Source organism: Lentilactobacillus senioris DSM 24302 = JCM 17472, assembly GCF_001436555.1.
In the GTDB taxonomy this organism is placed as follows: domain Bacteria; phylum Bacillota; class Bacilli; order Lactobacillales; family Lactobacillaceae; genus Lentilactobacillus; species Lentilactobacillus senioris.
Window position 1 is genome coordinate 129,222 of the sequence record NZ_AYZR01000004.1, and the last position, 19,787, is coordinate 149,008.

A 19,787-nucleotide genomic window follows, 5' to 3' on the forward strand; every position below is an offset into this window, starting at 1 on the left:
GTAATAATTGGTAACCTCAACGTTTCTCTTCAATTTACATTTGCAATTAATCCTTTTATAGTTAGTTCACAAAATCCAGTTCTTGACCTTGACGCCACGGCAACCCTTATATTCTTAATTAGGAGGTGCAAACATGCAGTATACCATTAAACAATTAGCCGATTTGGTAGGGATCAGTACGCGGACGTTGCGCTATTACGATCAAATTAATTTACTTAAACCAGCTACTATTAGCGAAGCCGGTTACAGACTTTACGGCCCCCAGCAGGTGCAGCGGTTACGCCAAATCATGACCTACCGCGCTTTAGATTTTTCATTGGCGGATATCGCGACAATTTTAACGAAAAAGCCAGACCAGTTGACTGCCGATCTCAATCAACAGTTACTTCACTTACAACACCAAGCTCAACAACTGCAGTTAACTATCGAAGCCGTCCAACAACAAATTTTAATTAATCAAGGAGTAAGTCAAATGACAGATCAAGAACAATTTGAAATTTTTAAGCAACAGCAACTAGCCACAAACGAAAAGCAATTTGGAGCAGAGGTACGCAATAAGTATTCTGAACCAGAAATCCGTGCGGCCAACCAAAAATACGCTCAATTAAGTGTTGAGCAATTTACCGTCATGCAACAGACAGAACAGCAATTAATTGAATTATTGAAAACCACCTTGGCCAATTCGGAAACCATTATCGCAAACCAAGCTACTATTTACCAACTACACAAACAATGGTTGACCTATACCTGGCCTAACTACTCTACTGCTGCTCATCGCGGTCTAGCCGATATGTACCTAGCCGATGAACGCTTCACCAGCTACTACGATGAACGCGCTGGCAAGGGAGCTACCCAAATTTTACGGGATAGTATCTATGCCGCAACCCAATAATCATTCGTGGTAAACTATTAGCACAACTATGGCAAAAGAGGCTCAGATTAATCATGAAAATCATCATTTCTCCCGCTAAAAAAATGCAAGTAGATACGGATAGTTTTCTAGCAGAAACCGTCCCGGACTATTTATCAGAAACGCAGCAGATTCTAGCTCGGATGCGCCAACTAACATTTGAAGAACTGCACACCCTCTGGCATTGCAGCGAAAAATTAGCCCAAACTAATTATGACCAGTTACAACATCTAGATTTAAACGCAGCGGCAACACCAGCTATTATTGCGTTTACCGGCATTCAGTATCAGTACATGGCTCCCGATTTATTTACTGTGAATGCTTTGGCTTACGTAAAACAAAATCTTAGGATTCTTTCTGGCTTTTACGGTATCCTTCGGCCATTTGATGGCATTGTCCCCTATCGCTTAGAGATGCAGGCTCCTTTAACAGTTGGCAACGCTCAAAATTTATACCAATTTTGGGGAACCAAACTAGCAACCACTTTGCAAACCAATCGCGAACCCATTATTAATCTGGCTTCTCAGGAATACGCTAAAACCATTCGGCCGTATTTACCAGCCACCCAACCATTTATCGATATCGTTTTTGGCCAATTAGTTGCTGGGAAGGTCAAAACCAAAGCTACTTTAGCTAAGATGGCCCGCGGAGAAATGGTTCGTTACCTGGCTGAAAACAACGTCCAAACTTTAACCAAGGTGCAACAATTCGATCACCTCAATTATCAATTTCAGCCACAACTGTCAACCTCCACTAAGTTAGTTTTTCTGCAGAAATAAGCCCCGATCTTAATGACCGTGACTTATTTCAACTTAATCATTCTCCCCTGCATCTCAATTATTTCTTCTTGAATCAACTTAGTAAACTGGCGGCTTAACGTTTCCGGCGTCACACTCAGCCAATTAGCTAAATCCCGTTTACTAAGGGGTAATTTAAAATAGCGACTACCAATTTGTTCACTGGTGTCTTCTAGGTACTTTTTCAACCGATCATGGGCAGTTAGGGTGCCATAGCGGGCGCTACGATTTTCTAAGTCCGTCAACCGGTTGCCAAAATTATTAATCAAACTAACGGCTAACGTCGGGGTTGTTTGCACCAACTGCTGAAAATCATTTTTTCGAATGGAGCAAATTAAGGAATCCTCAACGGTTTCAGCAAAATTGTGGTGAATAGAATCCGTAAACAGTGCTGCTTCACTATCTACCGCGTGTTCTTCCAAAAAATACAGAATCTGTTCCTGCCCGTTTTCATCCAGTCGGTATACTTTTACCCGGCCCCGATCAACTACTAATAGCCGATCAACATCAGAGCCAGCTTCATAAATTGTGGTACCAGCAGCATACCGCTGCTGATGAGTTGAAATAGCTGTTAATTTTTCTAACGTGGCGTTATCCAACCCCACAAAAATAGGAGCGGTTTGCACGCAGTGAAAAGGTGAATGGTTTACCATAATAACTCTCCTCAAAATTGACATTTATCAATTTAATTTACCTGAAATAATTATACACTAAAGTAAATTTTGAGGAGGTAAGTTAATAATGACTAAATATAAAGCAGAAATCGTTCCGTTAAATGCAGCTAAAATCGGTTCTAATGCCCACGGTACCGCCACTTTTGAGGTTACCGCTGACCAATTAACCATTCAAATTGAAATGTTTGATACTCCCGCCAACACCGAACATTGGGAACATTTCCACGGCTTTCCTGATGGCCGGCCGGCAGCAATTGCTACTGAAGCCAACGACGTTAATCAAGATGGCTTTGTCGATTTAATGGAAACTGAATCAACATCGGGAACTACCATGGTGCCGTTTGATGACGCCCCGGAAAACATGGATATTCCTCATGACCGTTACCCAGTTGCTGATGATCAGGGTTACTTTGCTTACACCAAACAGGTGCCCCTAAAAACCTTAACCACCAACTTTGAACAAGCCTTTGGCAGTGCTGACCTACAACTAGATAAGCGCGTTGTTTACATTCACGGCGTACCAGCCAATTTGAATTTACCGGATACGGTTGCTGGTATGGTGGGCCACTTTGATGCCCACGTCACCCTTCCCATCGCCGTTGGTAAGATTGAAAAAGTGAGTGACTAATTCGTTATGAAAATAATCACCGTCATAGAATTAATTATTTACGCTATTGGCCTCGTCAGCATGTTACAAATGCACATGGAGACTGCCATGTACTTAATGTTTGCCGGGATGATTTTGAATTGTCTCACGCATTTAATCATTCCCAATAAAAAATCAGGAGCTTAATTAGCTCCTGATTTTTTAGTTAAGATTAAATTCCCCGTTGCTACCGCCACACAAACCGCTAATCCTAATGGTAATAGTGCAGAATAGTTTAGATGACAGATTTCAAACAACATGAACATCGCCATTAATGGCGCCTGCTGAGAAGTTGCTAACAAGGCGCTGGCGCCCAGAATAGCAGCCTGCCAGATGGAAATTCCCGGGATAAACAAACTAAGAATAAACCCAATTGTAGCTCCAATACTAGCTCCAATCGAGATGGAGGGCGTTAAGGTTCCGCCAGTTGCCCCAGCTTTTAAGGTGAAGATCGACACAAAGGCTTTCGCAACTGCTCCCAACAAGATTAATTTAATAAGTGAGCTGGTCTGACTTTGAATCGCTAGTTGTGCTAACGCCCGGCCATTACCCATAATTTGGGGGAAGCCCATAGCGATGATTCCGGTAACCAAACTAATTAACGGTAGTTGCCACAAGATCGGGTTACCTTTGGCTTTATGCTTACCGGCCCACTTGAACCCCTTTCGAAAGAAGGCGCCTGCAATTCCACATACTGGAGCAATAATGGCTACCAACCAAATTGATTGCGGCGCAAAATTGAGCCGGCCCACTAAGTAATATGGTTTGAAATCGTGCAGCCAAGAGCCAATCAACATCGCAATTAATGACATGGATAAGCTAACTACAACGATGCGTTTATTAGCCCGTTTCATCAAAATTTCCACGCTAAACAGCATCCCGGTAATTGGCGCAATATATACTCCCGCAAAACCAGCCCCGGCTGCCGCCGCAATTAAAAGTTGCCGATCGGACTCGTTTAGCTGAACCTGTCGTATTTTATGTAATAACTTCATCCAATTTTGGGCGATCAGAGATCCCAATTGACGAGGAGCAACTTCTCGACCAACTGGGCCACCAGCACCCACGTAAAAGATTTGAGTAACTATATCTACTAAGGTGGAGCTAACCGGAAATGTCTGTCCCTTAATTCCGTTTTCAATACTGACTACCGGCTTTAATTTTTTGCTGATAAACCACCACAGCAACGCAGCAATTAATCCAGCAATCACTAATGATAACAGTCTGTGAACCGGGGCAACATTGGTAGCCGCTGGATGTGCCGCCGTTTCATCCAAGTTTAAGAAAAGCCATTCGATGGTTTCTTGAAATAGTCCTAAAATGATGGTCCCAATTCCCACCAGGATTCCAATCACCACTGTTGAAACTACCAGCGCTAAATTATCTCGCTGATTTTGCATAACTAATAATCCCCTTTTAAAATATCACTTATCTCTGTAATTTGAGCCGTCAAATTACTATAACATAGATTTTTCTCAGCTAAGTATCTTTCGTTGACTTTGTTTTTCTCCCGTGATAAAGTATCATTACGCTAAATGGTAATAGTTACTATTTAGTTAATAAACTTTAATTCTAAGGAGTACTACTATGGAAAAAACTGATTTAGCAACTGCTTACCGTAAACTCAAAAGTCCTAACATCAAAACCCGCAACCGCGCCAAAAAAATTATTCAAGACGCCAAACGCAATCAAAAATAGCTTGTCGCTATAGGAGGTAACATCATCGCAGTCCCCGCAAGAAGAACATCCAAAAATAAAAAGAACAATCGCCGTGCCAATCAAAAATTAAAGCAACCTAACTTGTCCCGTGATCCTCAAACTGGCAAATACCATTTGAGTCATCATGTCTCAGCAGATGGTTACTATAATGGCAAAAAGGTGATTAACTAAAAAGATGTAAACTACCAGTGTTGAACTGATAATTTACATCTTTTTTTGTAGAATTAATCTCCATTGATCTCAATCGTTCCATTCACTGGTTCACCATCGTGGGCTTTACCAGTCAAAACGTGATCAGTATGTGCAAGGATGGAATTCATTGTGGTAATGACGTGCGGATCAGTCAGTTGATAATAAATTGACTTGCCCACTCTTTGTTGACTAATCAATTGATAATCTCGTAATTCCTTTAGTTGATGGGACAGCGAAGACTGTTCAATTTGTAAAATTTCTTGCAGTTCGCTTACGTTAAACTGCTTTTGCTCTAATAAATATAAAATTTGAATTCGAGTTTTATTTCCCAGTAGGCGCGCAATTTTGACCGCCTCGTCTAGCTTGGCTGGGTGAATTAAGTTAATCGATTCCACTGCTAACCTCCGTTAAATAAGTGCCAGGATATGAGTAATCGTACCTGCATCCCACAAAACATACAAGCCTAACGCAATATAAATTATCGCAGTGGTCGTTTCCCCAAATTTCGCAAAAAATTGATGAACTGCCGGGACCAATGTTAAGCGGTATGCTGCAAAAATAATCACCGTTAAAATCACCAGAAAAAGTCCTAATATAGCTGGTAGATAAGCAAATGGCGTGTTAGCAAAGAACGGGATATACATTGCTAAATTGTCTGCGCCACACGTAGTTACTGTGATCAGCACCACGTTAGAAATAATTTTAGTTGAACTGGCCTTAGCTAGGGTCTCTTTGGCTTCATCCACTTCATCATCATCAGCAAAAAAAGTCCGAATTCCCATGTAAATTGGAATTAAACCTAGCAAGCCTAGTAGCCATTCTGCTGGAATTAATTTTAAAACGTAGGCCACGATAATCGCAACCGCCAACAATAATCCATTCCCCAAATACGCTCCGATCACTACTGGGCGAGCTAACTTCCCCCGATACATCCCAAACATCAATAATAAGATCACAAAATAATCCGAAGTAGTTCCAATGTACGATAATAGGGCGGTTCCCAAAGCTTCTAACATAAATTTCTCCTTATATGAAATAATGGTCATATGATATTTATTTCATATTAACACATACATATAATTAACTCCAATCTATTTTATTTATGTACCAAAAAAGACCCGCTCTGTATCGAGCAAGTCTTCTTCATTTATCCCTCATCTATTTCCATAATCTGGCCACACGCTATTGGCAACATCACATGCGGTTTATCACCTTGCACAGTTTTAGGAAGCTCAATATCTTTAGCCACTCCGTAAACGTAAATCACCCGCTTAGCCAGATCTAACTTAGCATTATTATAAGCATCCTTAAAGTTGCGGACCAATTCGTCGATTCCCACTTCTTTGTAATAGTCGTAGTCGCCCTTTTCGTTAGCAACCGGATAACTATCTGCCGTAAAATCCAATCGTTGGGGAGCTTCATTAAGTGGAATCAGTGGTTGCCCAGAGATATGCTCAATTTCAACATAATCTATAACCCCATCTTGATTAGCATCTTGGGTCATAGCTGCCGGTTCTGCTAATCGATTATTTACTAATCCATGGATATCTTGGTGGTGTAGCACTTTTGCGGGTACCCCGGTCATTTCAACCGTAATTTTTAAGCGTTGCTCATTTAATTCAAAGCTGGCTTTTCCGTGAGGTACCAATCCAGTTTTAGCTTCATTAAGTGGTGTGATAATCGCTTCATATCTTGTCATATCAGATTCCCCTTTTAATATGTATTTATAATTAATTAACTAATATCGTCTTCATTATACTCTTAAATCTTCATTAGGGAATTCCTATTGCTCACTAAATTTACAGATTAAAAAACGACCTCCGAAGAAGTCGTCTTAACCTTATTCCCAATCAGCCTTAGTTAGTTTAGTAAAGTGTTCCACGATGTATTCGTTTAGCACCGGATTAAACATTCGCTGTACCGTATGATCGTACTTGAATCCCTGCTTTTCTTGAGCTCGTTTGGATTGTAGATTACCATCCTTATAACCACACCAAATTGCTTGCAGGTCGCAGTCTTCAAAACCATAAGTCACTACCGCTTGAATTGCCTCAGGCATTATTCCCTGTCCCCAAAACGGTTCTCCTAGCCAATAGCTAATCTCTGCTTCCCCCATTTGCATAAAATCTTTGCCGTTACCATCCGCCACTAACTCTAAACCTACCAAACCAATCACATTTTCCGGATTAGTTTTTAAGGTAATCGCAAAGATATGAGGACTCATAAAATATTCCTCAATGTAATGGCGAGAATCAGCCACACTTTGATGTGGTGGCCAACCAGCGATGGGCCCCACCTTCGGATTTTTAGCGTATTGATAAACACTAGGGGCATCTGCTAACGTAAAGTTACGTAAAAAAAGTCTATTTGTTTGTATTTCTGTCATTTCACTACTCCTAATCTACATTTAAAAACCAATTTATTCTAGAATTAGCACGGTTAGGCTAGCAGTTGAGATACAAAAAAAGCCGCCGTTTCCGACGTCAGTTGTTAAGGATAGCTAAATTTTAAATTCACTATCAATAAAACGGTCGGATTTTAAGTAACTACCGCAAACCACACCAAAAACATGTACCTTACGCTACATTCTAGACAAAGCTAAAACTGTTACTTAAAATCACGACCCCCTTTAATTACGATTTTATTAATATCTCATTCTTACACGTCACCATTCAATCGTCAACTCAAAAGAAGTTATTAACAAGTCAAATGATTGCTCTTTTATTTCAAGTGATTATGATTACAGCATGGGGGTGTTAAAAATGACTAAGAGTAATATTGCCGAACGACCTGCGTTTGGTGCAATCTTAACGATGGTAGCTGGTAGTATTGACGCGTACACTTTTATGTTACACGGAGAAGTGTTTGCTGGTTTGCAAACCGGAAACTTAATTTTATTAGGGCTTAACTTAGGGCGCGGACAATTCGCAATTAGTTTGCGGTATGCTTTATCGTTATTAGCCTTCTTTGTGGGTACCATTTTAATTCGCTTACTGCAACGAAGCCACCAGTTACGTGACAACGATAAACGCCGACGCCAAATGATTTTAGCCTACGAATTCAGTTTGTTAATTATAGTGGCTTTCTTGGGAAAATACCTTCCTAACCTCTTAGCTACTTCTATTCTTTCAATAGCCGCCGCTGCGGAATTACAAGAATTTCGCAAACTAGCTGGCGGCCCGTTCACCCCATTAATGATGACCGGAAATCTAAGAACCCTTGCTGAAACCAGCTTTGACTCTATCGTTTACCATGAAGCCGCAGCTAAAAGTAAGTTCAAAACCACAGCGTTAATTATGATTACCTTTGCCTTAGGGGCCTCAATTGTCGCAATCCTAATTCCAATTGCTGGAACTTGGACTATTTTATTTCCTGCAGTCTTGTTAGCAATTGCCTGGTCACTAATTTATTTTAATGCCGATTAATTAAAAAAGTCCTAGCATCTAAGCTAGGGATTTTTTTTAGTTAATTACGTACTTAGGCAACTGACCATTAGCCACCGCAATGACGTTTTCAGCAATGATGTTCCCCATTGCGTTGCGAGCCTCAACCGTCGCATTTCCAATATGGGGCGTTAAGATCACGTTTTTCATTTCAGTCAATCCCGGCGTCACTTTAGGTTCATGTTCATAAACGTCTAGGGCTGCCCCGCCAATTTCACCAGCTCTTAAAGCTGTTACCAGTGCCTCTTCATCTACAATTGGCCCCCGACCCACATTAATCAAGGCAGCCGTCTTTTTCATTTGGTGAAAGGTATCAGTATTAAATTGATGGAAGTTCTCATCTGTCAATGGAGCGTTAATACTAATAAAATCACTGGTACTAATTAGTTCATCCATTGAAACATACTTAACCCCCAAGCTACGTTCTTGTGGATCTGAAAGCTGGTGATGTTGCCAATATTGGACGTTCATCGATAGTGCCCGGGCTTTTTGGGCAACAGATTGGCCAATATTACCCAGTCCCACGATCCCTAGCGTCTTGCCAGCGATCTCGTGACCTAAGAAGAATAGCGGTGACCAACCCGGAAAGCCAGTAGTTCTCATCATTGTGTCCCCTTCAACAATGCGATGACTTAGATCCAATATCAGCCCTAGGGTAACTTCCGCTACAGAATTAGTAGAGACTAGCGGTGTGTTGGTAACCGCAATATTTTTAGAGCGGGCATAATTAAAATCAATATTATTAAATCCAGCCCCAAAGTTAGCGATTAATTTTAGATTAGGAGCGCCATCGATAATTTCTTTATCAACCTGCGTAGAAAGCGGAGTAATCAAAAAATCCACATCCTTCACTGCAGCCAACAATTCATTATGAGTAATCAACGTTTCCTGAGAATACATTGTGACTTCAAGATTTGCAGCCTTAATTTTTTCAACGGTGACTTCTGGCAATGGTGCAGAGATAAATACTTTCATCATGGTAAACCCTCCCAGTTAAATGCTTAATTTAACCCAAAGTATAGATCGAATTGTTAGGAAGAACAACCGCAAAGCCCTACTCTTCCAAACTTCGTTGAATATACAACATTTGATCATTGGCAATATCATCAAATAATTGATTTCCCAACTGCCTAGACCAACTACCATCTAGTACTCGATTTTGGACGTATGTATACTCTTCTTGAAATGCTCGAGTAAGAAGTTGATTTTGCACAATCTGCTCGTCTCGCGTTCTATTCCAATTGCGTTGGCGTTGGTCATAAAATGAGCGAACGACAAGCACTTCAGGATGTTCAAAAACATCCTCAACATTTGCAAGATAATTACTAATTTCTTCAAACGGCTTTTTACTTACCCGTTGCAAATCAGTAAACCAACGTTCACGTTCCGTTCTTCGTTTTTCTCCAGTAACTTTTCTAAATTGCCGCTTTCTTTTTCGATAATTACGATTAGCTTGAGAAAACGGCATAAATAACCGCCAATAGTCTAATATCGTTTGCCATAAACCGTTGTCCAACCGTCGATACATTAAGGCCGCCGTTCGTTCATAATCAGCCGCCAGCATTTCAGAAATTTCATGAGTAGCGACCATCTGCTTAATAGTTTCCTTCTCAATTCTTTTGGTATCCTCTAATAATTCGTTAACCTTTTGAGGATCAACAACTACGGGAGCTAATTGCTGAGAATTTAACGTATGAATGACCGCTATAGTATTAGGATTACTAGAATGTTGACTAATCAATCTAATTGCAGCATTGATAGTATCTTCCTTTGCTTTATCCAATTCGCTTCTAGTAAATGATTGCTGTTTAGGTGGCAATATCAATTTCAACACTATTGTTGGTACCAATAAACTTAAAATAATAACTACTGCAGCAACAAAAATTAAATCTGAACGTTCAATAAACACTTTATTTTTTAAATGTAGTGGTAACGAAAACGCCATAGCCATCGTAATGGTCCCATGAACACCACTTAGAGCAATTAAAACACTATCAGTAAACCGAGCTTTTTGTTGCCTTTGATGGGGAACTTTAACCATTCCGAGCCAAGCCCATAGAAATCGAACTACTAGCATAACTACATAAAGTAAGGTTCCCAAAATTAGTAACACACTAACACCATGTGCGCTTCTAGTTGCCAGGTCCTGCCAAACTTCCGGAAAACTAACCCCCAGCAACACAAAAACAATTCCATTCAAAATACTAGAAATAAGTTTCCAAGCAGAATTAGTGGTTATTTGTAGCCGTGATGAGGATAACTTCAAAACATTTTGTTGCCAACCATGAACGATTCCGGCGGTTACCACCGCTAAAATTCCTGACACTCCTAACATTTCCGCCGCAAAATAAACAAAAAATGGCGTCAACAGGTTATAAGGAATAATAACCTGAGGACCGCTTAACCGCTGTCTAATCATCCAAAGTCTAATTCGAACAGCTATCCATCCCAAAATTACGCCCAGTAAAATACCGCCACCAAAGACATACAAAAAGTCAGTTACCGCATGCAAAATAGAAAAATATCCCGTTACTAAGGCGGTAATTCCTAAATTAAAGACCACCAATCCTGACGCATCGTTAAATAAAGATTCCCGTTCCAAAGTATTCATTACCGGTCTGGGAACTTTAAGATCACTAGTAATAGAACTAACCGCAACCGAATCGGTTGGAGTAATGATAGCCCCCAAAATAAAAGCTAGTGATAATGATAGCGTTGGTAAAAACCATTTGGTGACTAATCCTACTACTATAATCGTAACTAACGCTAACCAAACAGACATTGATAGGGTAGAGCCCCAATGCTTAAATAAACGACGAATGTTGGTATGTTGCCCCTCGTTAAACATTAAAACTGAAATAATAACAAACAAAAAAACTTCCGGAATCATCTCAAAATCATGAAACCAGGGAATAAATGGTAGTAACAATCCGATGTCAATCTCCCAAAAAGCGGCTGGAATTACTTTGACTTTAGCAGCAGCTAAGTTACTAGCAAACACCGCAAAAATTATTAGTAGCAAGGTAATAGTTAACTCCATTTAATCAAATCCCCCTAACGAAATTCTAATCATTCCTGATTGTACGATGAACATCACTTTTGTTACAAGCAAAGGGCTTTTTACATATTAAAAGGAGGGTGACTAAAAAGTCACCCTCCCGTCTCATTTTATAAATTAATTGCCTTTCCACCCGTTACCCCGTAAATCTGGGCGGTTACGTAGCTAGCGTCGTTAGAAGCTAAGAAAACGTAAACTGGTGCTAATTCTGCTGGTTGCCCAGCTCGTTCCATCAACATGTTTTGGCCAAACGATGGTAATGCTTCTTGTGGTTGTCCATGATCTAATTGTAAGGCTGTCCAGATTGGTCCCGGAGCTACTCCGTTCACCCGGATACCCCGCTTAGCTAACTGCTTAGCCAAGCCGACCGTAAAGTTAGCAATGGCTGCCTTACTTGCTGCGTAATCAAGTAAGTGATCAGATGGTCCAAAAGCCTGAATGGAAGTGGTCATAATAATGCTACTCCCAGCAGGCAAGGTTGGTAATGCTGCCTTAACAATCGCAAACATCGCTACAATATTAACTTTGAATGTATCCTTTACTTGTTGAATATCTAATTCTTCAATATTATCTTGAGAAATTTGTTCAGCAGCATTTAACACTAAGGTATCTAAGCCGCCTAATTCTGAAATGGCTTTGGTGACCATTTCCTTAGGTGCATCATCATTTCTAAAATCGTATGGTAACAAGACCGCTTTACGTCCTGCATCTTGAATATACTTGGCGACTTCGTTGGCATCTGATTCTTCGCCAGGATAATACTGAATCGCTACGTCCGCGCCTTCTCTAGCGAAGGCAATCGCTGCCGCCCTGCCGATGCCAGAGTCACCACCGGTAATTAATACTCGCCGATTTTCTAGTTTTCGATTGCCTACATAACTATGTTCCCCACAGTCTGGTTGGGGATCCATTTTGTTTTGCAATGCTGGTTTGTCTTGATCTTGGCGTTTGAATTCTTCGTTATAAAATAGCTTTCTAGGATCTCTCAAATTAGGTTCTGTCATTTTAAAGCCCCACTTTCTATTTTGAATTACCCTAAAGATAACGAATTCTGGCCAAATTTTAAAATTTGATGCCTAGTTCAAAATAAAAAAATTAGATATAAATGATATCAACAAAGATCATCAATTAATTTGTTGAGTAAAATTAAAAACAACGTCCAACTATAAAACGCTCGCCCCTTTTTACCAGGACGAGCGTTTTTCTTATTTCTTCAAGTGTTTTAACATTTGCTTCATTTCGTTTTTACTACCGAACATGCGCTTGATTTTTTCGTTTTCTAACTCCCGAGAATTCAGGCTACTATAGGCCATTTCTCGTTGTAACTTTTGGTAACTTTCGAACCGTTCGGCAGATAGTTCACCAGCCGTAATGGCTTGTTGGACGGCGCATCCCGGTTCAGTTTGATGTTGGCAGTCCTTAAATTTACATTGGGCTGCTAGCTGTTCAATATCTTCAAAGGTTTTCGCTAAATCACCAGTCTGAATCCGCAACTCTCGCATTCCGGGGGTATCAATTACGATTCCCCCCGTTGGTAATTTTAATAGTTGCCGGAACGTAGTGGTGTGCCGCCCTTTATCGTCATCTTCCCTGATTTCTTTGGTGGCAAACACATCTTGGCCCATTAACCCGTTAATTAACGTGGACTTGCCGACCCCCGAGGAACCCACAAAGGCTACCGTTTGGTTATTGTCCGTGTACTGGCGCAACTGCTCATAGCCCTCATTTTGCTTAGCAGAACAAGTCACCACATCAACTCCGATCGCCACTTCGCTAAGTTCCGCTAACTTTTGTGGCAAGTCTTCACATAGATCCGCCTTGGTGAGGACAATTACTGGCATTGCGCCACTTTCCCACGCAATCGTTAGGTATCTTTCTACTCGACGCACGTTAAAGTCCGCGTTGAGTGACATGCAAATAAAAACGGTGTCTAAGTTAGCCGCAATGATTTGACCAGCGCCATCACTACCGGCAGCACCCCGCATCAACGCACTAGTTCTCGGCAAAATCCGATGAATGATAGCCTGACCATTTTCAGCAGTAGGGGTAACCATGACCCAATCGCCCACCGCCGGAAAATCAGTGGTCATTAGTGCAGTATGTTGGAATTTACCGCTAACTTGCGCCTGCAAGATTCCAGTCTCCGCTATCACTTGATACAGGTCGCGGTGTTGTTCAGTCACTCGAGCAAGTTGTTCATTCGGAAATTCAGCAGCAGTCTGGATAATGTGATTAGTAAGTCCGTATTCAGTTAAATTCAATGTTTTTTATCCTCTCGTTTAGCGGGTACCACGGAAAAACTGGACAAAAAAAGCCCAGCTCACCACTGCGCTTAATGCAGCGTGTCTCTGTCAGTCATTCACCAAGTTCTCTGGGTACCTCAAATAAAGCAGCTTATTTGCTGCTAGTTTCCCATCTGATTACTTAGTCAATGACCGCCATACACGTGCCTCCGAAAGTTTAATTGCGTTTAGTTTAGCATGTTAAGTAATTAGGCGTCAATTATGACTTTTCTTTTGTAGCAATCTATGGTAAGTTTTTCATCGTTTAATTACTATCAGTTAAGGAGCGATCGCTATTTATCAACTAATGCAATTAAGTCCAGGGGCCTTGCGCACCAAAATCAAAATGAGTCCTCAAGGACAAAAACAGAGTTATCTTCAAGCTTTATTTTTACGAGATTTTGCCTTATTAGGCTTTGCTATTTTCTATATTTCATTGTTTAACGGTTTATTCGGCAGCGCTAACAGTAGCGTGGCCGTCGGCAGTTTTTGTATGTTATTAGGAATCCGATTCATTAACTATGGTTATCAACTTTCCGACAGTATCGTTTCTTTAGGAGCTGTTTTGGCGGTAATTTTAATGGGCAGTATTTGGTGGCATAACCTACCTCTACCGTTTTTCTTTCTCGCTCATTTCCTCAGTATTTTATTCATCTTAATCACCACGGCCTCACAACCAGAATTTGGCAATGGTGGCATTTATACTTTTAGCTATATTTTTATCACTGGTAATCCGGTTGCCGGCCCACAAATTACCTGGCGTGCGGTTTCATTAATCACTGTCTGGTTATTATTAAGTATTATTTTGTGGCGCAATCACCACCAAAAGAGCCAACCCTACCGTTGGCATCATATGTTTACCAACTTTAACTGGCATTCTCAAACCACTCATTGGCAGTTAAGATTAGCGCTGGGCGTTAGTACTGCCTTGCTCCTATCCCAATTGCTGCACTTGAATCGAGCAGTTTGGTTAGGCTACGCTTGTATGTCAGTCCTGCTCCCCCAACAAACTAACTACGTGAATCGAATGGGATTAAGATTATCCGGAGTCGTTGTGGGTTCCATTTTATTTATCAGTTGTATGGCCATAGTGCCCGCTTCTTTCACCTTTTTACTGGCTCCCATCACCGGTTTTGGATTGGGTTTAACGGATAATTATTTTTACCACAGCGTTCTCAACTGCTTCGGCGCTTTAAGCATTGCCGTCACCCTCTTTGGCATCTTGCCAGCTGGAGAACTTCGTATTTGGGATAATCTATTGGGGATTTTGGTGGCTGGAATTTTCGTTTTATTGTTTAAATTATTTCACCATAATTCACCACACCTATCTTAAAAATAGGCCTGATAACCCAAGTAAACTGCTAACAATAATGCAAAAATGCCCACAGCCGTTTTAATATAGCGGGAAGGAACGTAGCGCACAATTATGGGACCTAAATACCCCCCCACAAATAAACCAACTAATAACGGCACAATAACTTGCCAATCAATGGTTAGGCGCCAGGCAAAAATACTGGCAGCCACCACGTTGTTACAAAAAGTCGCAAAATTACGCATAGCATTATAAATGGCGTACTCCTCATTAATGATTTTGGAGAGCACCGCAATCATTAATAATCCAGCCGCCGCCCCAAAATAACCACTATAAATTCCTACTAAGAAAACACCTAGCCAGCCTAACACGTTAAACCAATGGTTCTTGGTGATTTCTCGCTTGCTTTTAGGGACTAAAATCAAAACCCCAGCTAACAAAATAAAAATAGGAACTACCTTTTGGAAACCCGCATTAGAGCTATGAACTAAAATAATAGCCCCTAAAACGCCACCGAGTGTATTTAACAAAGCCACTTGAAATGCTTGGCGCCAATGATGCCGCAGCTCTTTTAACGACGATAAAACCGTTCCTACCCCGCCACCAACTTGGGCAATGGTAATGGTTGCATTAGCCGTAATCGGGGGTACGCCTACCGCCAGTAAAACTGGGTACAAGGTTAGCGACGCCATTCCCACAATTCCGGTCAAAATTCCTGCTATTATACTCATCAGTATTAAAAACAGTAAAGTTAGCATCTTTTTCCTCCACTAAATTAATGACTTTTAACGTTACATTTATAGCTCTATTATAATCTTTTACCCATCACTCATGAACTTTGGACTCTATCCTGATAGAGGAAAATAATTGCTTTTTGGATTGAAATGAATTATGATTCAATTACCAGCTTACAAAAAGTAAGTAAAACGACTGGAGGGTAATTATTATGGTAGACGTAAATAAATTAGAATTTGGGATCGAAACTTTTGGTGACATTGTCGCCAATGAAGATGGGAGTTTAAAAACAGCAGCAGAATCCATTCGGCAAATCGTTCGCGAAGGTGAACTGGCTGATAAATTAGGAATCAACGTTATCGGGGTTGGTGAACACCACCGACCCGACTACAGTGTTTCTAGCCCCGAAACCGTTTTAGCTGCGATTGCGTCGGTCACTAAGCAAATTAAATTAGCCACTGCGGTAACCGTCCTCAGCTCAGATGACCCAGTGCGGGTTTACGAACGTTTCGCTACCTTAGATGGTCTCTCAGCTGGACGGGCGCAGGTAATGTTAGGCCGGGGATCATTTACCGAATCATTTCCGCTCTTTGGCTATGACTTAACCGATTACGATGACCTCTTTAACGAAAAATTAGAACTATTTGATTTGCTTCGCAAGGAAGACGCAGTTACCTGGTCTGGTAAATTCCGTCCCGAATTAAAGGACCAAGAAGTGTATCCCAAGACCGAAAAGGAACTCGAAACTTACATCGGTATTGGTGGTTCTCCAGAATCAATCATTCGAGCAGCTAAATTTGGCTATAAAGTCATCATTGCCATTATCGGGGGCCAAGCTGACCGTTTCAAACCATACATTGACCTCTACCATAAAGCTGCTGAACAACTAAACATGCCAGTTTATCCGGTGGCGGTTCACTCCCATGGCTTTATTGCCGATGATGAAGACGAAGCTGTCGAAGTAGCATTCAAAAACATCAAAGCTAACTTTGACCGCATTGGGCTTACCCGGGGCTGGGCCCCTATGAGTCGCGAACAGTTTGATAACGAAACTAAAGTCGGTTCATTTTACGTTGGTGATCCAGAAACGGTCGCCCAAAGAATTGCCCGCACCATTGATCTTCTTGACCTAGGCCGCTTTGACTTAGTTTACGGGGCTGGAAATCAAACTGCGGCGCAACGAGAACGGATGATTGAACTTTACGCTACCAACGTCATTCCGCGGGTGAAAGAAATTCTTTCAGAAAAGGAGGCGGCTAAGTAATGGCCTTCAAACGAATTGGGATTATCGGCGCTGGTAAAGTCGGAATCGTGTTGGCTGGGTTAGCCTTAAATGCTGGCTACGAAGTTAGAATTTCCGGTTCCGGTTCTGTTAAAAAAATTGCTTTAACTATTGATACTTTGGTTCCAGGAGCCATCGCCACCGAAAATGCAGATTTAGTCGCTAACAGTGATCTAATTATTTTAGCGATTCCGCTCAGTCGTTATAAAAATATTTCACCAGAACTACTAAAGGATAAGTTAGTTGTCGACGCGATGAATTACTGGTGGGAAACTGATGGAATTCGTGAAGAAGTTTTGGCTCCAGATTCTACTTCTAGTGAGCAGGTCCAAGAGTACTTCAAGGACAGCACCATTGTGAAAACCTTTAATCACATGGGCTATCATAACCTTCAAGAAGAAGCCAAGCCTAAAGGGGCTCCTAACCGCAAATCCCTTTTTGTAACTGGTGATAATCCGGAAGCAGTTGACCAAGTGGCTGAATTTGTAGACTCCATGGGGTTTGATCCGATCGTCCACTACAATTTGGCGGATGGCATCATGACCGAGCCCGGCAGTCCCTTATTTGGTGCTAGTCTAACCGCTTCTGAATTAAACGAAGTCATTAAAAACTTTGATCAGACAGAGTTTGGGAAGCAAATTGAGGCGGCAAAGGATAAATAATAAATCAAAAACCGACACGAAAAAATTCGTATCTGTTTTTTGTTTAAATTTACCATAATTTACAAATAATTATTACAAAAATAAAATAGTTATACATTCTCTAATCTTTATATATCTAATAAGTTAATACCAACCTCTTTGAGTTGCTATATAATTAAATCTTATTTTAAATACAATTTTAGGAAGCGAACTATATTAATGAACAAAGAATCACCAATCAGTCGGAAACAGGTAAGCCATGAATTAGTTTCCGATGATTTCTTTTCGTTGAACAAACGCAGGATCAAGTATAGACAACGCATACTGTCTATCTTGGCATGGACGGGATTGGCAGTTCCGTTTATATGGTTATTAATCCCGTTTCTATGGCCTAAGTTGGCTAAACTCTTACATTTTCAGGCAAAAGCAAGTGAAATCAACGAACTAAAATCCTTTAGTACCTTCTTCCTCATCGCTTTTGCGGTTATATTATTAGGCTCAATTATTTTAACTATTCATAATAATAACCGCCAAGCCAAAGTACTAGCCCAATCGATTACTCATGATGAAAAGCTTCTTGAAAAAAGAGAACAGATCCTATCAGAATTTTATACAGAAAGATTCGGTAGTAAAGAAATGCGTGAAAATGTTAAGTTTTATTCAGTCAAGGAAGAACAAAATTTAGATGACGATACCGTTAAAGATTTATATAGAGACAGAGGCGCATCATTATAACTTTAGATCAAATTAACATCTTAGAATCAATCAAAAATCTACTGCACTTTAACTTTCTTCTTTTAATTTCTTATCCCGTCATTGGTGCATTTGCATGGTTTGTCGGCGCCCTATGCTTTAAATTTTTATTCAAATATAATATTAATGAGTGGTTGAAAATACCCCAAAATATTGAACCATTAATTACAATCATGATCCCTGCCCATAATGAGGAAGTTGTCATTGAGGGAACCATTAATTATTTAATGACTAAGCTCAACTACAGTAATTACGAAGTGATCGTGATGGACGATGGATCAACCGACCAAACGCCGGTAATATTAAAACGATTGCGTGACGTTTATCCAAACCTAAGAACTATTAGAATCGAAAAAAATAAGGGGAAAGCTCATGCATTTAACATTGGAATTGGTTTTGCTAAAGGAAAATTAATTCTAAGTAACGATGCTGATACCGTTCCTGAACCCGACGCATTAATCAAATACGTAAACACCCTACTTTACCCCAACTCCAATAACGTCGCTGCCATTACAGCCAATATGGACGTTAGAAACAGAACCAAAATCATTGCCAAATCACAAACAGTAGAATTTTCTAGTATTGTTGGAATAATTAAACGCACTCAACAAGCGGTGTTAGGATCCATTTACGCATATAGCGGTGCCAATACCCTCTACGTCAAAAAAGCCCTTATCGATGTGGGATTATTCAGACAAAACCGGGCGACTGAAGATATCAGTATCGCTTGGGATCACCAAGTCCATGGCTGGCAGGCTCTGTTTGCTCCCGAAATTATGTTCTTTATGGAAGTTCCAGAAAACTTATCGATGCTTTATCACCAAAGAAAGCGTTGGGCCAAGGGTGGAACAGAGGTCTGGTTGACTAACTTTAAATTAATTTTGGCGCATCCCTTCCAAAGCGTGGGAAGAACCATAATGTTTATAGATCAAACCTTAAGTATCACCTGGGCCATTTTCTTTTGGCTTTCCACGATTTTGTTTTTACTTCAAATAATTGGCTATTGCTTAACACAAAACTGGGGCCAAATCACACAAATGTTAACCGATTCTGCTGGATTGGTTTGTTGTGAAACCATGGTAGGTTTTTTCCAATTACTAGCAAGCCTAATCATCGATGACCATAGAAGTAAAATCAAATATTTTAAGTTTGCTCCTTTCTACATGTTATTTTATTGGATCGTTAATACCCTAACCATCGTCACCACCTTTGTTAGCGCAGTTAAAACTATCTTAGGCCGGGGTTCAGGCGTTTGGGTTAGCCCTAAACGACAAGGCGACTTTAGCTTAAGCGAAAGTGACCATATTAATAAGTAATTGAAAATAAAAAAGAGACTGTAACAT

Annotated in this window: 22 protein-coding genes; 11 read left to right on the plus strand and 11 right to left on the minus strand. The window is 40.6% G+C overall.

The features are described 5' to 3' along the window. Positions 1-133: 133 nt before the first annotated feature. The gene (locus FC56_RS00935; RefSeq protein ID WP_054670279.1) at positions 134-892 is read left to right on the plus strand and encodes a MerR family transcriptional regulator; all 759 of its coding nucleotides are present in this window, start codon (positions 134-136) and stop codon (positions 890-892) included. A gap of 53 nt (positions 893-945) precedes the next feature. Next, the gene (gene yaaA / locus FC56_RS00940; RefSeq protein ID WP_056977402.1) at positions 946-1,689 is read left to right on the plus strand and encodes a peroxide stress protein YaaA; all 744 of its coding nucleotides are present in this window, start codon (positions 946-948) and stop codon (positions 1,687-1,689) included. A 23-nt stretch (positions 1,690-1,712) separates the two neighbouring features. On the opposite strand, the gene FC56_RS00945 is transcribed toward yaaA, so the two are convergent. Then, positions 1,713-2,360 (minus strand): Crp/Fnr family transcriptional regulator, encoded by a 648-nt coding sequence (locus FC56_RS00945; protein WP_056977404.1) that lies wholly within the window; start codon positions 2,358-2,360, stop codon positions 1,713-1,715. 85 nt (positions 2,361-2,445) lie between these two features. On the opposite strand from FC56_RS00945, the gene FC56_RS00950 reads away from it, so the two are divergent. Further along, a complete protein-coding gene (locus FC56_RS00950; RefSeq protein WP_147649649.1) occupies positions 2,446-3,009 on the plus strand; it encodes a hypothetical protein in 564 nt (187 codons plus the stop codon). Between the two features lie 161 nt (positions 3,010-3,170). Here FC56_RS00950 and FC56_RS00955 read toward each other — a convergent pair whose 3' ends face one another. Further along, positions 3,171-4,427, minus strand: coding sequence for a chloride channel protein (locus tag FC56_RS00955; protein ID WP_056977409.1), 1,257 nt, complete (start codon positions 4,425-4,427; stop codon positions 3,171-3,173). A gap of 187 nt (positions 4,428-4,614) precedes the next feature. Between FC56_RS00955 and FC56_RS08170 the strand changes: the two genes are divergently transcribed. Next, positions 4,615-4,725: a putative metal homeostasis protein gene (locus FC56_RS08170; RefSeq protein ID WP_162256149.1), complete on the plus strand. Its 111-nt coding sequence runs from the start codon at positions 4,615-4,617 to the stop codon at positions 4,723-4,725. Positions 4,726-4,749: 24 nt separating this feature from the next. Further along, the gene (rpmF, locus tag FC56_RS07975; RefSeq protein WP_082620533.1) at positions 4,750-4,917 is read left to right on the plus strand and encodes a 50S ribosomal protein L32; all 168 of its coding nucleotides are present in this window, start codon (positions 4,750-4,752) and stop codon (positions 4,915-4,917) included. A 53-nt stretch (positions 4,918-4,970) separates the two neighbouring features. On the opposite strand, the gene FC56_RS00960 is transcribed toward rpmF, so the two are convergent. The 4 genes from FC56_RS00960 to FC56_RS00975 form a co-directional block, all read right to left on the minus strand. After that, on the minus strand, positions 4,971-5,333 hold the full coding sequence (locus FC56_RS00960) for an ArsR/SmtB family transcription factor (RefSeq protein WP_054670269.1): 363 nt from the start codon (positions 5,331-5,333) through the stop codon (positions 4,971-4,973). Between the two features lie 12 nt (positions 5,334-5,345). After that, entirely contained in the window at positions 5,346-5,954 is a 609-nt protein-coding gene (locus FC56_RS00965; protein ID WP_056977411.1) for a cadmium resistance transporter, read from the minus strand. A gap of 131 nt (positions 5,955-6,085) precedes the next feature. Then, positions 6,086-6,637: a hypothetical protein gene (locus FC56_RS00970; RefSeq protein WP_056977413.1), complete on the minus strand. Its 552-nt coding sequence runs from the start codon at positions 6,635-6,637 to the stop codon at positions 6,086-6,088. Between the two features lie 141 nt (positions 6,638-6,778). After that, positions 6,779-7,324, minus strand: coding sequence for a GNAT family N-acetyltransferase (locus FC56_RS00975; RefSeq protein WP_056977415.1), 546 nt, complete (start codon positions 7,322-7,324; stop codon positions 6,779-6,781). 376 nt (positions 7,325-7,700) lie between these two features. Here FC56_RS00975 and FC56_RS00980 point away from each other — a divergent pair, with 376 nt between their 5' ends. Beyond that, entirely contained in the window at positions 7,701-8,363 is a 663-nt protein-coding gene (locus FC56_RS00980) for a YoaK family protein (RefSeq protein ID WP_056977417.1), read from the plus strand. 36 nt (positions 8,364-8,399) lie between these two features. Here the strand turns inward: FC56_RS00980 and FC56_RS00985 are convergent, their stop codons facing one another. From FC56_RS00985 to rsgA, 4 genes are all read right to left on the minus strand, one after another. Continuing rightward, entirely contained in the window at positions 8,400-9,359 is a 960-nt protein-coding gene (locus FC56_RS00985; protein WP_056977419.1) for a 2-hydroxyacid dehydrogenase family protein, read from the minus strand. Between the two features lie 76 nt (positions 9,360-9,435). Further along, entirely contained in the window at positions 9,436-11,421 is a 1,986-nt protein-coding gene (locus FC56_RS00990; RefSeq protein WP_056977420.1) for a cation:proton antiporter, read from the minus strand. Between the two features lie 128 nt (positions 11,422-11,549). Then, positions 11,550-12,443, minus strand: a complete 894-nt coding sequence (locus FC56_RS00995) for an SDR family oxidoreductase (protein WP_056977422.1) — start codon at positions 12,441-12,443, stop codon at positions 11,550-11,552. Positions 12,444-12,644: 201 nt separating this feature from the next. Then, entirely contained in the window at positions 12,645-13,700 is a 1,056-nt protein-coding gene (rsgA, locus tag FC56_RS01000) for a ribosome small subunit-dependent GTPase A (RefSeq protein ID WP_056977424.1), read from the minus strand. A 349-nt stretch (positions 13,701-14,049) separates the two neighbouring features. Here rsgA and FC56_RS01005 point away from each other — a divergent pair, with 349 nt between their 5' ends. Further along, positions 14,050-15,054, plus strand: coding sequence for an FUSC family protein (locus FC56_RS01005; RefSeq protein WP_162256150.1), 1,005 nt, complete (start codon positions 14,050-14,052; stop codon positions 15,052-15,054). On the opposite strand, the gene FC56_RS01010 is transcribed toward FC56_RS01005, so the two are convergent. After that, a complete protein-coding gene (locus FC56_RS01010; RefSeq protein ID WP_056977428.1) occupies positions 15,051-15,791 on the minus strand; it encodes a sulfite exporter TauE/SafE family protein in 741 nt (246 codons plus the stop codon). The two genes, FC56_RS01005 and FC56_RS01010, sit on opposite strands and share 4 nt — an antisense overlap. 188 nt (positions 15,792-15,979) lie before the next feature. On the opposite strand from FC56_RS01010, the gene FC56_RS01015 reads away from it, so the two are divergent. The 4 genes from FC56_RS01015 to FC56_RS01030 all read left to right on the plus strand — a co-directional run bounded on the left by FC56_RS01015 (position 15,980) and on the right by FC56_RS01030 (position 19,760). Beyond that, complete coding sequence (locus tag FC56_RS01015; protein ID WP_056977430.1) at positions 15,980-17,032, plus strand: LLM class flavin-dependent oxidoreductase; 1,053 nt, start codon at positions 15,980-15,982, stop codon at positions 17,030-17,032. Next, positions 17,032-17,712 (plus strand): NADPH-dependent F420 reductase, encoded by a 681-nt coding sequence (locus tag FC56_RS01020; RefSeq protein ID WP_056977432.1) that lies wholly within the window; start codon positions 17,032-17,034, stop codon positions 17,710-17,712. The genes FC56_RS01015 and FC56_RS01020 overlap by 1 nt, the downstream gene beginning before the upstream one ends. Before the next feature lie 198 nt (positions 17,713-17,910). Beyond that, positions 17,911-18,426: a hypothetical protein gene (locus tag FC56_RS01025; RefSeq protein WP_054670238.1), complete on the plus strand. Its 516-nt coding sequence runs from the start codon at positions 17,911-17,913 to the stop codon at positions 18,424-18,426. Further along, a complete protein-coding gene (locus FC56_RS01030) occupies positions 18,423-19,760 on the plus strand; it encodes a glycosyltransferase family 2 protein (RefSeq protein ID WP_225425402.1) in 1,338 nt (445 codons plus the stop codon). Before FC56_RS01025 ends, FC56_RS01030 begins: the two co-directional genes overlap by 4 nt. Positions 19,761-19,787: the final 27 nt, after the last annotated feature.

Excerpts from the sequence above, each read along its gene's own strand:
- FC56_RS00935 (WP_054670279.1), top strand. The coding sequence starts at position 134 with ATGCAGTATACCATTAAACAATTAGCCGATTTGGTAGGGATCAGTACG.
- yaaA (WP_056977402.1), top strand. The coding sequence starts at position 946 with ATGAAAATCATCATTTCTCCCGCTAAAAAAATGCAAGTAGATACGGAT.
- FC56_RS00945 (WP_056977404.1), bottom strand. The coding sequence starts at position 2,360 with ATGGTAAACCATTCACCTTTTCACTGCGTGCAAACCGCTCCTATTTTT.
- FC56_RS00955 (WP_056977409.1), bottom strand. The coding sequence starts at position 4,427 with ATGCAAAATCAGCGAGATAATTTAGCGCTGGTAGTTTCAACAGTGGTG.
- FC56_RS08170 (WP_162256149.1), top strand. The coding sequence starts at position 4,615 with ATGGAAAAAACTGATTTAGCAACTGCTTACCGTAAACTCAAAAGTCCT.
- FC56_RS00965 (WP_056977411.1), bottom strand. The coding sequence starts at position 5,954 with ATGTTAGAAGCTTTGGGAACCGCCCTATTATCGTACATTGGAACTACT.
- FC56_RS00970 (WP_056977413.1), bottom strand. The coding sequence starts at position 6,637 with ATGACAAGATATGAAGCGATTATCACACCACTTAATGAAGCTAAAACT.
- FC56_RS00975 (WP_056977415.1), bottom strand. The coding sequence starts at position 7,324 with ATGACAGAAATACAAACAAATAGACTTTTTTTACGTAACTTTACGTTA.
- FC56_RS00980 (WP_056977417.1), top strand. The coding sequence starts at position 7,701 with ATGACTAAGAGTAATATTGCCGAACGACCTGCGTTTGGTGCAATCTTA.
- FC56_RS00985 (WP_056977419.1), bottom strand. The coding sequence starts at position 9,359 with ATGATGAAAGTATTTATCTCTGCACCATTGCCAGAAGTCACCGTTGAA.
- FC56_RS00990 (WP_056977420.1), bottom strand. The coding sequence starts at position 11,421 with ATGGAGTTAACTATTACCTTGCTACTAATAATTTTTGCGGTGTTTGCT.
- FC56_RS00995 (WP_056977422.1), bottom strand. The coding sequence starts at position 12,443 with ATGACAGAACCTAATTTGAGAGATCCTAGAAAGCTATTTTATAACGAA.
- FC56_RS01010 (WP_056977428.1), bottom strand. The coding sequence starts at position 15,791 with ATGCTAACTTTACTGTTTTTAATACTGATGAGTATAATAGCAGGAATT.
- FC56_RS01015 (WP_056977430.1), top strand. The coding sequence starts at position 15,980 with ATGGTAGACGTAAATAAATTAGAATTTGGGATCGAAACTTTTGGTGAC.
- FC56_RS01020 (WP_056977432.1), top strand. The coding sequence starts at position 17,032 with ATGGCCTTCAAACGAATTGGGATTATCGGCGCTGGTAAAGTCGGAATC.
- FC56_RS01025 (WP_054670238.1), top strand. The coding sequence starts at position 17,911 with ATGAACAAAGAATCACCAATCAGTCGGAAACAGGTAAGCCATGAATTA.